The sequence below is a fragment of the Pseudomonas sp. LJDD11 genome (genome assembly GCF_024584215.1).
Classification (GTDB): Bacteria; Pseudomonadota; Gammaproteobacteria; order Pseudomonadales; family Pseudomonadaceae; genus Aquipseudomonas.
The window spans coordinates 195051-209884 of sequence record NZ_JANJFL010000010.1 but is presented as its reverse complement, the minus strand read 5'-3'; the positions used below and the strand labels follow the sequence as shown (position 1 = coordinate 209884).

Genomic DNA, 14834 nt, shown 5'->3' with positions numbered 1-14834 from the left:
GCGACCTGTTGCTCGATCAGTTCATGAATGCACAGCTCAACCGGGTAGCTGACCTCGGTGCGATTCCAGTCACGAACAATCTGCAGTTGCTCACTGACATCCAGCAACTGCAGCTCGGCGATCCTCTGCTTCGGCTCACGCACCACAGCGCGCAACAGATGGGTCCAGTGTTGCCCCAGCCGCTGCACGGTTGAATGCTCAAACAGCTCCAAAGCAAAGCTCAACGAAGCCCACAGACCTTCTTGCGACTCGAAGGTATCCAGAGTGAGGTCGAACTGCACAGTACGGTTCTCATACTCCAGCACCTGAACCTCAAGCCCAGGCAAAGCCAGCTGCTTACCCTTGACCTGAGTCTGATGGTTGTACATCACCTGGAACAGCGGGTTATGGTCCAGGCTGCGTTGCGGATGCAACGCTTCAACCAATTGCTGGAATGGCAGGTCCTGATGCGCCTGCGCATCAAGCACCGTCTGGCGCACTTGCTGCAACAGGTCACTGAACGTGGTGTGCAAATCGAACTCGGCCTTGAGCACCTGGGTGTTGACGAAGAAGCCGATCAACTGTTCGATTTCAACCCGGCTACGGTTGGCGATCGGGACACCCACACGGATATCGTTGTGCCCTGAGTAGCGCTGCAACAGCGCCTGGAACGAGGCTAGCAGCAACATGAACAAGGTCACGCCCTGGGCTTGGGCCAATTGCTTGAGCGAACTGACCAAGCCCGGCTCCAGCTCGATGTTCAGCTTGCCTGCAGCATAGGTCCTGACGGCAGGGCGCAGATGGTCGGCAGGCAGTTCCAGCACCGGCTGCTCGCTCCCCAACTGCGCTTGCCAGTAAGCCAGCTGCCGCTCGCGCTCACCATTGTCCATCCAGTTACGCTGCCAAAGGGCGTAGTCAGCATACTGCACTGGCAGGGGCGGCAGACTGACCTGCTGCCCTTGGGCATAACCGGCATACAGTTGCACCAGTTCATTGACCATCACCGGCATCGACCAGCCATCGGACACGATATGGTGCAGGGTCAACACCAACAGGTATTCATCTGCGGCCTGTTGCAGCAACTTGACGCGCAGCAGCGGCCCTTGCAACAAGTCGAAGGGGCGGGCCATTTCCCGCTCTACCCACAAACGCAGTGCCGATTGATCAGCACCTTCACACGGCTCAAAGTCCAGCGTGAAGTCACTGTCGCGAGCAATGATCTGGACCGGCTGATCCCCCACCAGATCAAAGGTAGTACGCAGCGTCTCATGCCGCGCGATCAACGCCTCAAAGCTGCGCCGCAATGCTTCAAGGTTCAAAGCGCCCTTGAAACTCAAGGCAGTGGCGATGTTGTAGGCCGCGCTTTGAGGCTCTAACTGCCACACAAACCACTGCCGTTGCTGGGCGTAAGAGAGCAAGGGCTGCTCGTCCGGCTCCCGCTTGAAGATGGGAGTGACCCCATACAGGTTCACTTTCTGCTTTTTGAGCAGGGCCGCCAGGGCCTTGCGCTCCTTGCCAGACAGCGACTTAACGGAGTCGAGTAGCTCTTGCACTGATGTATCTCCTACGAAATCAGCTCATCAATTTCCTCTGCAGTAAGACGTTTAAGGGCCTCCAGGGATTTAGCCAGTTCATCCTGTATAGGCGCATCCTGGTTATCTTTTTGCCCGGCAGCTCGACAGAAGTCGTCCAGTTGCGGATTGTCGAACAGGTCTCGCAACGCCATGGAGATGCCGAACTGTTCGCGTAATCGCAACATCACTTGGGTCGCTAACAAGGAATGGCCGCCCAACTCAAAGAAGTTATCCGTCAGGCCAGCCTGTTCGATTTTCAACACCTGAGCCCAGACCGAGGCGACCTGCTGTTCCAGTTCTGTTACCGGCGCCACGTACACCTGTTGCAACTGGCGAGTGTCGGGTTCGGGCAAGGCCTTGCGATCAAGTTTGCCGTTCGGCGTCAGCGGTAAAGTGTCCAGGAACACCAGGAATGACGGCACCATATAGTCTGGCAGGCTCGCTTTCAGGCTCGCCCGCATCGCCGTGCGCAGCGCGGCCTGGGCAGCCAGGTCTTCAAGCACGCTGTCATCAGCCGGCACCAACCAGGCCACCAAGTGCTTGCCCTCATCGCCGCCCTGAACCAGCACAACGGCCTCGCGTACCTGCATTTGCAACAACTGCGCCTCGATCTCGCCCAATTCGATGCGGAAACCGCGCACCTTGACTTGCAGATCAACGCGCCCCAGGTAATCGACAACCCCATCCGGACGTGTTCGGGTCAGATCGCCGCTTCGGTAAACGCGGCCGCCGCCGAGCGGGTCAAAAGGATCAGGTACAAAACGTTCCGCCGTCAGCGCCGCACGCCCCAGATAACCTCGAGCAACGCCCTCGCCCCCCAGATACAGCTCCCCAGGCAGGCCTACCGGCTGCAGATTCAGCGCCGCATCGAGCACGTAACCACAACGATTGCCCAACAGGGTGCCGATAGGCGCATAGGCGGCATCACAAACGTCACCTTGGCGGGCTTTCCACAATAGTGGCGTGACTACCGTCTCGGTGGGGCCATAACCGTTGAACAGGTACTGCGGACGCAGTGTCTTCCAGGCCAGCTCATAGCTCGCTTGCGGCACAGCGTCGCCGCCGAAGCAGTAAATACGGACCGCAGGCGGATGACCGTCACGCTCGGCATGTTCAGCCAACTGCTGCATATAGACCGGTGGCAATGCCGTCACACTGACGCCATGCCGGTGCATGACTTGGTAGGTCTGCTCCGGCGTCCACAGATCATCGCCGCGCAGCAACAGGCGCGCGCCATGGGTCAAGGCGGTCAGCCAGCGCTCATGTGCCCCATCGAACGCCAGCGACATGAACTGCAACTCGCAATCGGCGGGAGTCATCTCGTAGCGCTCGCCAATCGCCTGGCAATGCATGGCGATCGGACCATGTGCCACTGCAACGCCTTTGGGTTGCCCGGTAGAGCCCGAGGTGTAGATCACGTAGGCCAGGTTCCCCTGCGCGACCTGGCTCTGAACAGCCGTCGCCGGACAGTGCTGCCAGTTGTCTGGCTCATCAATGGCCAGGGTGACCACTTGCCGGGGAACAGGCAGGCGAGCCAACAGGTCACTCTGGGTCAACAGCAGGGTCGCCGCACAGTCGTTCATCATGTACAGCAGACGATCTTGCGGATAGGCCACGTCCAGCGGCACATAGGCGCCACCGGCTTTCAGCACGGCCAGGAAAGCAACGACGATCTCCACCGAGCGATGCATGGCGACGGCCACTCGCACTTCCGGGCCAACGCCAAGCTCCACAAGGCGATGGGCCAATCGGTTGGCCTGTTCATCGAGTTGCCCATAAGTAAGCTGCTGCTCGCCACACACCACCGCAACGGCTTGGGGCGTTCGCTTGACCCATTCTGCGATGGTCTGGTGAACGTGGCGGGTACCGGTTGAAGCCGGACGGCTGAGCCCCCAACGCTGCAAAATCGCCTGCTGCTCTGGCGCAGCCAGCATCGCCAGTTCAGCAACCCGTTGCTGGGGCTGATCACAAATCGACGCGAGCAGGTTCTGCCAGTGCTCAGACAAGCGCCCGATGGTTGCGTGCTCAAACAGGCTGGTGGCATAGGTCAGGGCTGCACTCAAACGCCCTTGGGCCTCAAACGTGTCCAGGGACAGATCGAACTTCGCGACCCGGCCAGGCATTGATACGTGCTCGACATCCAGCGCTGACAACGACCTAAGGTCCGTATCGCGAAGGCTCAAATGGTTGAACATGACATTGAACAGCGGGCTGCGACTGAGACTGCGTTCTGGCTGCAACGCCTCTACTAGTTGTTCGAACGGGAGGTCCTGATGAGCCTGGGCGGCCAGTGCTGTCAGCTTCACCTGCTGCAGGAGTTCGCTAAACGTTGTCTGCTGATCAAACTCAGCCTTCAGCACCTGTGTGTTGACGAAGAAGCCTAGCAAGCGCTCAGTCTCGACCCGGTTACGGTTGGCATTGGGTACGCCCACACGAATATCCGCCTGCCCCGAGTAGCGATGCAGTAATGTCTGAAATGACGCCAGAAGCACCATGAACAGCGTCACGCCATGACGTTGAGCCAACTGCTTGAGCGAGGCGCTCAGCTCACTGCTCAGCTCAAGCTCCAGGCGAGCGCCGGCATGGCTCTGGATTGCGGGACGCGGATGATCCAGAGGCAGCTCAAGCACCGGTTGTTCACCGCCCAGTTGCCCGGTCCAATAAGCCATCTGGCGCTGCTGCTCACCAGCCTCCATCCAGCGCCGTTGCCAGACTGCATAATCGGCGTACTGGATCGGCAAAGGCGGCAGGCTGACCTCATCGCCCTGCTCATAGCCTTGGTAGAGGGTTACCAACTCATCGACCATCACCGGCATCGACCAGCCATCTGAAACGATATGGTGCATCGTCAGCACCAGCACGTGGTCATCCTCTTCCAGGCGCAACAACTTCACGCGTAGCAACGGGCCGTTGAGCAGATCGAACGGCTGCCGAATCTCCTGCTCGACACTCGATTCAATCAGGTCTTCGTGGTTCAACGACTCATAGGCGATATCAACAGGTTGCGGCGCATGAATGATCTGGACTGCCTGTTCTCCCGCTTCTTGGAAGGTGGTGCGCAGCGTCTCGTGCCGTGCGATCAAGGCGTCGAAACTGCGTTTGAGTGCCGTGTGATCCAACCGCCCCCTCAAACGCAGCGCGGTCGGCATGTTGTAGGCTGCGCTGTCTGGCTCCAGTTGCCACAGGAACCACTGGCGCTGCTGCGCATAGGAAAGACTGATGGGTTGATGTCGATCCACATGCTCAAAGTTCAGAACACGCCCCGCCGCCCCCTCTTCAACCCTGGCGACAAACGCCGCCAGTTCAGCGGCTTCAAACAGCGTGCGCAGCGGTAACTCGATATTCAGAACCTGGCGAACCCGAGAGATCACCTGGGTTGCCAGCAACGAATGCCCGCCCAACTCGAAAAAGTTGTCCGTCAGTCCAACCCGGTCCAGTTTGAGCACCTGCGCCCAGATATCGGCGACCTGCTGCTCCAGTTCACTTTGCGCAGCAACATAGTTCAGGCGCAGTTGGTTAACGTCTGGTGCGGGCAAGGCCTTGCGATCCAGCTTGCCATTGAGCGTCAATGGCAGCGTGGCGAGCATGACAAACCAGGCCGGCACCATGTAATCGGGCAGGCTGGCCTTGAGCAGAGCGCGAAGCGTGTCGCGCAAGAGCGCTTCTGACTCAGGGCTTGCCAACGCGTTGTCCTGCGCCGCAACCACATAGGCCACCAACTGCTTGCTGCCCGCGCCGTCATTGACCAACACCACGGCATCACGCACCGCATCGAGCGCCTGCAACCGCGCCTCGATCTCTCCCAGCTCGATACGGAAGCCACGAATCTTGACCTGATGGTCGATCCGTCCGGCGTATTCGATCACCCCGTCATCCAGATAGCGGGCCAGATCGCCAGTGCGATACAGACGCCCACCGCCCTGCTCAGCCGTATCAAACGGGTCAGGTATGAAGCGCTCGGCCGTCAGCGCTGGCCTGTTGAAGTAGCCACGCGCCAGACAGCCACTGCCGCCAATCAGCAGCTCACTGATACAGCCAGCAGGCGCAATCGAGAGCCCGCTGTCGCAGATGTAAGTGGTACGACCGCCGATCGCAGAGCCGATAGGCATATTGGCCTGAGGAATGTCAGCGGCCCCAAGGGTTGAACAATCAAAGACCGTGGACACCACCGTTGCTTCTGTGGGTCCGTAGGTGTTGACCAGCCGCGCCTGTTTCAGGTTACTGGCCAGCCAGTCTCGCAAGCCTTCCGGCGGCATGGCCTCCCCTCCCACATGCACCTGACGCAGTGAGGTGCAGGTGCCGGGCTCTACGCCATCGGCCGCCAGCAAGCGCCAATACGCAGTAGGCAGGTCGGCCAGCGTCACACCGTGCCTGTCGATTTGTTGCTTGAGGGTGTCGATGCTCCAGAGTGACTGGCCGCGCAACACAACCTGCGCACCACAGCTCAAGGCCGGATACAACTGCTCGACAAAGCCGTCAAAGCTGACCGTGGCGAACTGAAGCACTCGATCGCTGGAAGACAACCGGGAATACTCGCGCGCAACGCTGCAGAATGCCGACAACTGCGCATGGGCAATCGCCACGCCCTTGGGACGTCCGGTCGACCCCGAGGTATAGATCACATAGGCGAGGTTCTCAGGCAGCACCTCAGCGACCGGGTCGTGGTCGCTATAGTCGGCCAGGGCATGCTCATCCTGCGTCAGTTCCAGCAGAGTGATCGCAGGCGAAACAGCCAGTTTGTCTTTCAACCAGGCCTGAGTCAGCAACACGCGAATCCCGCTGTCTTCAAGCATGTAGGACAGGCGGTCCTGAGGGTACTCAGGGTCCAGTGGCACATAGGCGCCCCCGGCCTTGAGAATGCCCAGCAGGCCGATGACCATCTCAAAGCTGCGTTCAACCGCAATACCGACCCTGACTTCAGGACCAACACCCATTTCACGCAACTTGTACGCCAAGCGATTGGCTTGGCTGTTGAGCTGCGCGTAGCTCAGCGTACGGTCCTCCAGAACCAACGCCACAGCATCAGGCCTGGCCCGGGCCTGCGCTTGCAGCAAGGAGAGCATGCTGGGTTCAGCTTGACAGCCAGATCGCGCAGGATTCCAGCCTTCGCTGATCCGGGTACGCTCTACATCGTCGAGCATCGGCAGCTCGGCGACCGGGCCCTGTGCCGTCTGCGCAACCCCCTTGAGAAGCTCAATCCAGTGCCCAGCCAACCGCTCGATCCGCTGCGCGTCGAACAGGTCCGATGCATAGCCGAATGAGGCCATCACTCCGTCAGAACGCTCGAGCGTATCCAGCGACAGATCGAACTGGGCGGTCTGCTCCACCCAATCAACCTCTTCGGCACGCAGGCTGCTTACGCTGTCCGAAGACACTCGTTCACCGAAGTCCCGCAAATGGTTGTACATCACCTGAAACAGCGGGTTATAGCCCAGCGTCCGCTCAGGCTTGAGCTCTTCGACCAGCGCATCGAACGGAATGTCTTTATTGGCCTGCGCCTGCAAGGTGGTTTCCTTGACCGAGGCCAACAGGCTGTCAAAGGTTTGCACCGGGTCCACCGCCACCCGGGCAATGATGGTGTTAACGAAGAAACCGATCAGCCCTTCCAGTTCCAGGCGATTACGGTTGGTCACCGGAATGCCGATGTTGATCTTCTCGCTGCCGCTGTAGCGCGACAGCAGGATCGCGAAGGATGACAGGAACACGTGGAACAACGTGGCGTTGGCGCTCACTGCCAGAGCGCGCAGGTTGTCCGTCAGCTCGGCAGGCAGATGAATATCGATACGCCCGCCGCGGTAGCTCTGCTCCTGCGGGCGCGGATGATCGGTCGGCAGTTGCAGTACCGAGAAGTCGTCTTCGAGGTTGTCCTTCCAGTACGCCAACTGGCTCTGCAGTTGACCGCCTGCCAGCAGCTTGCGTTGCCAGGCCGCGTAGTCGGCGTATTGCACCGGCAATGGCTGTGGCTCAAGCGGCTGACCGGCGGCATGGGCGTTATAGGTGGCCGCCAGCTCGCGAACCATGACGCTCATGGACCAGCCGTCAGAGACAATGTGATGCAGCATCAGGCTCAGCAGATGTTCGTTTTCAGCGGTCTTGAACAACGTGACGCGAATCAGCGGGCCGCGCTCCAGATCGAACACCGTTGAAACCTGCTCTGCAAGCTTGTGCGTGACTGCGTCCGCTGCTTGGCCAGCCAGATCTTCGAAAGCAACAGGCACTGCAGCGACCGGCAGAATGCGCTGCAAGGGTTGACCATCGTGCTCTTCGAACACCGTGCGCAGCGACTCATGACGGGCTACCAGCGCATCGAACGCCGCCTGCAGGGCCGGCCGGTTCAACTCGCCCTGCAATTTGACCGCCAGTGGCGTGTTATAGGCAGTGCTCTGCGGGTTGAGCTTCCAGAACATCCACTGCCGGTACTGGGCATGGGACACCGCCAGCGGCGCGCTGCGATCAAGCCGTTCAATGCCGGTATCCCCGGCACTGCCAAGGCGCTGCACAGAAGCGGCAAACGCTTGCAGGTCGCTGGTATCGAACAGAGCGCGCAGCGGGATATCCACATTCAGCTGTTTTCTGGCCCGTGACACCACTTGGGTGGCCAGCAAAGAATGCCCACCCAAGGCAAAGAAATTATCGGTCAACCCGACCTGCTCGACCTGCAGCACCTGTGCCCAGATTTCGGCCAGTTGCACCTGCAGCGCTGTCACGGGCGCCACATAGCTCGCCACATGGGCTACCGGCTCTGGCAGCGCCTTGATATCGACCTTGCCGTTGGCGGTCACCGGCAGTTGCTCCAGTGCCAGCATATGGGTCGGCTGCATGTGCTCCGGCAGGCTCTGTTTCAGCTCGCGGCGTATCTCATCGAGAAACACCTGCCTAGCCGCCTCATCCGCAACAGGTACGCTCGGCACCAGCCAGGCCGCCAGTTGCCGCGCGCTGTCGTCGCCGATCACCCGGACCACGGCGTTGCTGATGCCTGGCAGTTGCCGTAGCTGACTTTCGATTTCTGCCAGTTCGACGCGGTAACCGCGAATCTTCACCTGGCCGTCCATGCGCCCGGCGAACAGCAACTCGCCTTGGGCATTACGGCGCACCCAGTCGCCGGTACGGTACATGCGCGTACCGTCAGCGGCAGCCGGGTCAGGCACGAAACGTTCAGCGGTCAGTGCTGGTCGGCCCAGATAGCCACGGGCCAGACCGGCGCCTGAGAGATACAGCTCACCACGGGCCGAACCCGGCGCGCCTTGCAGGCAGTCGCTCAGCACCAGGGCACGAATGTTGGCCAGTGGCCGACCGAGCAGCGGCTTATCGCTCATGTCGTGGGTGAGCACCCCGACCGCGGTCTCGGTCGGGCCATAGTGGTTGAGGATCCGCAGTCCCGGCGTCAGGGCCGCGATGCGCTCCAGCAGCCCGGCCGAGCAGCTTTCGCCACCGACGACCAGGCAGCGACGCGGCAGCGCAGCAGCACCTGCGGCCAGCATGGCCTGCAAGTGTGAAGGTACGATCTTCAGCGCATCAATGGCGTGCCGGCTCATGTAGGCCGCGAAGGCTTCGGCGTCGAGGACGGTGTCCTTGCCGAGCAGGTGCAGGGTCTTGCCGTAGCACAACGCCCCGTAAAACACCGTATGGCCTAGGTCCGCTGCCGGGGTGGTGACCATCGCCAGGTTAACGATCTCGTCCATCGGCAGACGACGGGACACGCCCTGCACGTAGTTGACCAGCGCGGCATGGCTGATGCCCACGCCCTTGGGCAGGCCGGTGGTACCAGAGGTGTAGATCACATAGGCCAGGTTGGCCGGGGCGACCTGCACCACCGGGGCACTGGCAGCGCGCAGCTTGGCATCCAGCTCAATACGGCGCACAGCCTCGGGCAGTTCACCACTCCAGTCGGCAGCGGTCAGTACCAGACGGACATCGCTGTCGAGCAGCATGAAATCCAGACGCTCACGGGGCTGCTCAGGCTCCAGCGGCAAGTAAGCAGCGCCGGCTTTCAGTACGGCCAGGATGCCCACCAGCATGTCGGTGGAGCGATCCGCAATGACACCGACTCGCTGATCGGTTTGCACGCCGTGCTCCAGCAATACCTGGGCAACGGCGTTGGCGCGCTCATTGAGACTCTGATAGTCGATCTGCTGCTCGCCACTGACAGCCGCGATACGCTGGGGCTGCGCTGCGGCCGACTGCTCGATCAGTTGATGAATGCACTGACCTGCAAGCTCGGCCGTTTCTGCCGCGAACGCCAACTCGGGCAGCGTCAACGGTAGCTCGCCTACGGCACTCTGCGGGCTGGTCGCCAGGCCTTCGAGCACCTGCAGCCAGTGTTGCTGCATGGCCGCGACAGTCGCGCCATCGAACAGATCCAGCGCATAGGTAAATGCCGCATGTAAATGGCCGGCGCTTTCGTAGGTGTCCAGCGACAGGTCCAGGCGGGCGCTGTGCTTGTCGAGTTTGACCTTTTCCAGGCTCAGCCCGGAACGGGTGCTGATCTGCCCGGCATCGACCACTGTCGGCTGGTGGTTGAACAGCACCTGGAACAGTGGATTACGCCCCAGACTACGCTGCGGCTCGAAGACCTCCACCAACCGCTCAAACGGCAACTCCTGATGCCCCTGCGCACCCAGCGCAGTCTCCTTGACCCGCTGCAATAACTCCCGCACATCAATCAGCGGATCAATCTCGGTATGCAGCACTTGGGTATTGATAAAGCAACCAATCAGCCCTTCCACTTCCGCCCGATTACGGTTGGCCACCGGCACGCCAACGCGGATCGCCTGCTGGCCGCTGTAGCGATGCAGCAGTACCTTGAAGGCCGCCAGCAGCACCATGAACAGGGTCACGCCCTGTTCACGGGCCAGGCCACGCAGGCGCTCGGCCAGGGCCGGTTCGACCTGGAACTCGTGACGCGCACCGCGATAGCTCGGCGTTACCGGGCGCGAATGGTCGATGGGCAATTCCAGTGGTGCGTGGTCATCGCCGAGCTTGGCGCGCCAGTAGTCCAGTTGGCGATCCTGCTCACCGGCCTCCAGCCAGCTGCGCTGCCACAGGGCGTAGTCGCGGTACTGAATCGGCAGCGGTTGCAGGGCTGCGTCACTGCCGCTGCTGGCGGCATCGTAGAGGCGAATGAATTCGTCGATCAGCACGTTATACGACCAGCCGTCGGCGACGATGTGGTGCAGGGTCAGCAGCAGCACATGCTCTTGATCGGCAAGTTTGAGCAACTGCACGCGCAGCAATGGGCCGTGGGCCAGATCGAAAGGCGCCAGGGCCTCGGCATCGGCGAGGGTGCGGACCTGTTCTTCGCGAGCGTCGGTAGCAAGGGCACTCAAATCATGGCAGGCAATGCTGACCGCAAACGGCTCGACAATCCGCTGGCGGACCACGCCATCCTGTTCACTGAACTGGCTGCGCAGGGTTTCATGCCGAGCGACCAGGGCATCGAAGGCACTCTGTAAAGCGGCGTTATCCAGCTCGCCGTTCAGGCGCACAGCCATCGGCAGGTTGTAGGCGGCGCTCTGCGGGTCAAGCTGCCACAAGAACCACATCCGCTGCTGGGCATAAGACAGCCCGTCACGCTCGTCTACCAACACCTCGGCCGGAATCGGGAACAGGGCAAAGTCCACCCCTTGCTGTTGCAGTCCCTCCAGAAACAGGCGGCGTTTTTCCTGAGGCAGTTCGATAAAGCGGCGAGCAAGTTTCAGTGCGTCTTGGGCATTCATGCAATGCGTCCTTGTCGATAGGAAGCTGGGCCAAAGGGCCCGGTCGATCCCTGAAGAACGAAAAGCGCGAAGCATGATTTAGGTTGGCGATCTGCAAACACCGAATGCACGACCGGCCCATCAAGGGCCGGCCGGGAACATCAAACGGTCTTGCACAAGATTGTTAGCCCGTGATCAGGAGCGGATGCTTTCCGAGTGCCCTTGTGCCATGGCCACCACCACCTTGCGGCTGCCGGTAAACGGCGAACGCGCGTGCGCGGCGAGCATGTTGTCGAGCATCAACACATCGTTTTTCAGCCACGGGAAGCTGATGGTGCATTCGTCCAGCACGCCACGGATCTCGTCCAGCAAGCTGTCTTCGATGGGGCTGCCATCGCCGTAGTAAACGTTACGCGGCAGGTCTTCCTCATCGACGATGTCGAGCAGGCTTTCGCGCACTTCCGGTTGCAGGTTGGAGATATGGAACAGGTGCGCCTGGTTGAACCACACCCAGTCCTGGGTAACCGGATGCCGGGCGACGGACTGACAGATCTGTCGGGTGCGCAACTCGCCATCGTCTTTCCATTCGCACTGAATATTGTGGGCGCGGCAGTAAGCCTCTACCACCGCCGGGTCTTCAGTGTTGAACACCTGGCTCCAGTCCACATCCAGGCCGTTACCGTAGTTACGCACGTACATCAGGCGCTTATCGATGAAACGCTCGCGGATGGCGACCGGCACCCGCCGGTAGATTTCCCGGCTGTCGGCAATCGGCGTTTCGCCTCCGGTCTCGGCCGGGATCACGCTGTAGAACCAGATTTTCATCGGCCACTCGAGGGTATAGGCCTGCTCGTTATGCAGCGGAATGCTCTGGTGGGCCGGGTACTCGGTGGAGGTGTAAACACCTTTGGTGACGTTGCTGCGCGGGGTCGAACCGAACTCGTAGTTGAGCAGCGAGTGACCGAACGACGCGGCAAACTCACGAAACGCCTCATTACCGGCGACTTCGAAGCCGCGAAAAAGTATGCCGCCACTCTCGATCAGATGCCGATCAACCAGCGGCTTGAGTTCGGCAAAGGCTTCCAGCAGGTCCAGGCCTGGCTCTGGCGCCTGGATGATCAACGGCAGGTTGCCTTTGTCTGCCTGCAGCGGCTTGATATCGAAACTCAACACTTCACTCATGGAATAACCTCTGGCGCTCAAGTAAGCCTGTTGCCGCAATCAAATGAGGGCGAGGCTCCCAGGCGATGATGGATAACGGGATCTGCACACGGGCATTGAACGAACTGCTCTGTTTCAGGCTGGGACGATTACCCGCCGGGGAAAATTAGCCACGCCCGCGATACCGGGCGCACAGGTAAAGCCCAAGGGCCGCCACTCGTTATCTGGTTATCCATCCTTGCAAGAGGCGGCGCCCCATGTCTTCCCTGACACAAACCCTGCGCAACGCTGTGCAGAAGATCATCCCGAGCAAAAAGCCCAGCTACCGGATCTTCGATATCGAGCTCAAGCAGCGCATCGAGATCACGCCATCGCTGACCCGCTTTGTCTTCACCGGCCCCGAGGTGCAGTTGATGAATACCCTGGCGCCCGACCAGCGGGTCAAGATGCTGTTCCCAGGCACAGACGGCGTAGCGCCCCAGCTCCCCCACGACGGTAACTGGCATCAGACCCTGCGCGGCCTGCCAGCAGAGAAAAAGCCGCCGATGCGCACCTACACCATCCGTGCCTTGCGCCGTGAGCAGGCCGAAGTGGATGTGGAGTTCGTGCTGCATGGCGAGACGGGTCCGGCGTCGAGCTGGGCAACCCATGCCAGGCCCGGTGACCGCTTGCAGATGGTTGCGCCGGATGGCGCGCAAGGCGGCGATCCGGGCGGTTATGAATGGCAGCCACCGGCAGGCATCCGGCATGTGTTGCTGATTGGCGATGAAACGGCGCTGCCAGCGATTGCCGGAATCCTTGAGCAGTTGAGCGACTGGCCGCAGCCACCGCAAGTGCAGGCGTTTATCGAGGTGCCGCATGCCACGGACCGTCAGCAGATCCGCCAACCGGCCAATGCTCAGGTGAACTGGCTGGTCCGTGATGAGCTGGGGCTGGGTCATGGCGAGGGTATGCGCCGCGCCGCGCTGGAGCTGGCCACGCTGCCGGAATCGGCGGCACGAGCCGCTAAACCGCAGAAGCTTGCAGAGGTGGATGTGGATACACAGATTCTTTGGGATCTGGCCAGGCCGGCCGATCAGGAATTTTATGCCTGGGTGGCTGGTGAGTCAGCGGCGGTCATGACGATCCGTCGGCACCTGGTCGGTGAGCTGGGGCTGGATAAACGCGCGCTGACCTTCATGGGTTACTGGCGGCTGGGGCGGGTTCTGGACTGAGGCGTCTGGTGGCTAAAACAAATGCCATCCGGTCGGAGGTCGTGATTTGGAATACTGTGGGAACGAGCGGGCGGCGATCCGTCTCGCTCGTGAAGGCTATGTACCAGGCGCCACATTTATAGCGCCTGGCACACAGCCTTCGCGACCAAGGTCGCTCCCACATCTGTGAGCCTCTGATATTTGCGTAAATCCACTTCCAGACTGGAGCGCAGAATCCGCAGCACCTTGGCTTCTTGCTCATGGATGAAGAAGTGCTTGCCCGGCAGCATTTCCAGAGAGAAGTTGGCGCTGCTCTCCAGTTGCCAGGCGATCAACTGCTCCTGGGTGGCCTTGTCTTCCTTGCCGCCCAGTACATGGACCGGGCAGCTCAGACGCGGTCGTTGCCGATACTCATAAATTCCGCACAGACGAAAATCCGCCCGCAGAATGGGCAGCGTCAGGGCCATCAGCTCGTCGTTGTCCAGCACCTCTTGCGGGGTGCCGTTGAGCTCGCGCAGTTCGGTCTTGAGTTCGTCGTCGGTCTTCGGGTCGGCAAAGCCTTTGGCATAGTCGTCGCGCTGGCTCGGCGCGGCGGTGCCGGAGGCGAACAGTGAGACCGGCTCGGGCGCGCCAAACTCGCGCAGGGCATGGGCCATCTCAAAGGCCAGCAGCGCGCCGAGGCTGTGCCCGAACAAGGCGTAAGGGCCGTTGATGCGCGGAATCAGTTCCTTGACCAGTTGCCGGGCCAGGGCCTGCATGTCGGTCTGCAGCGGCTCGCCGAGGCGCGCGCCACGACCGGGCAGCTCGACTGGCTGCACGCTCAGCCACTCGGGCAGCTTGCGCCGCCAGCGGCTATAGACCATGGCGCTGGCGCCAGAATACGGCAGGCAGAAGAGTTGCACGGTTGTCATGCTGCGAGCCTCAGTGAGCGGCCTGGGCTTCTTGCTTGAGGCGCGCCTGCTCTTCCATGTGTTTGCGCAGGCTCAGCGGGCGCATGTCGGTCCAGACTTCTTCGATGTAGGCCAGGCACTCTTTCTTGAAGCCGCTCTTGCCCACGGTGCGCCAGCCGTTCGGAATTTCCTTGTAGTCAGGCCAGATGGAGTACTGCTCTTCGTGGTTGACCACCACCTGGAACAGGATGTCTTCACGATCGAATACTGAGGTCATGGGTGTAGCTCCGTAGTAAGGCTGAAGGTCGCGAGCGGCGCCAGGCCAGCTCTAAGTGTTAAACG

Annotated in this window: 6 protein-coding genes; 1 reads left to right on the top strand and 5 read right to left on the bottom strand. The window is 60.9% G+C overall.

All coding sequences use genetic code 11. The features are described 5' to 3' along the window. The 3 genes from NRB16_RS14230 to NRB16_RS14220 all read right to left on the bottom strand — a co-directional run. Positions 1 to 1532, bottom strand: a 1532-nt coding sequence (locus NRB16_RS14230) for a condensation domain-containing protein (protein ID WP_257106370.1), incomplete at its 3' end; no start/stop codon positions are given. 11 nt (positions 1533 to 1543) lie between these two features. After that, on the bottom strand, positions 1544 to 11269 hold the full coding sequence (locus tag NRB16_RS14225; RefSeq protein WP_257106369.1) for a non-ribosomal peptide synthetase: 9726 nt from the start codon (positions 11267 to 11269) through the stop codon (positions 1544 to 1546). 174 nt (positions 11270 to 11443) lie between these two features. Next, positions 11444 to 12430, bottom strand: coding sequence for a TauD/TfdA family dioxygenase (locus NRB16_RS14220; protein ID WP_257106368.1), 987 nt, complete (start codon positions 12428 to 12430; stop codon positions 11444 to 11446). Between the two features lie 236 nt (positions 12431 to 12666). Between NRB16_RS14220 and NRB16_RS14215 the strand changes: the two genes are divergently transcribed. Continuing rightward, positions 12667 to 13623 (top strand): siderophore-interacting protein, encoded by a 957-nt coding sequence (locus NRB16_RS14215; RefSeq protein ID WP_257106367.1) that lies wholly within the window; start codon positions 12667 to 12669, stop codon positions 13621 to 13623. A gap of 116 nt (positions 13624 to 13739) precedes the next feature. Here the strand turns inward: NRB16_RS14215 and NRB16_RS14210 are convergent, their stop codons facing one another. Further along, positions 13740 to 14513 carry a thioesterase II family protein gene (locus NRB16_RS14210; RefSeq protein ID WP_253142212.1) on the bottom strand — a complete coding sequence of 258 codons (774 nt, stop codon included), beginning with the start codon at positions 14511 to 14513 and terminating at the stop codon, positions 13740 to 13742. A 10-nt stretch (positions 14514 to 14523) separates the two neighbouring features. Continuing rightward, positions 14524 to 14769 (bottom strand): MbtH family protein, encoded by a 246-nt coding sequence (locus tag NRB16_RS14205; RefSeq protein WP_045487557.1) that lies wholly within the window; start codon positions 14767 to 14769, stop codon positions 14524 to 14526. Positions 14770 to 14834 lie beyond the last annotated feature (65 nt).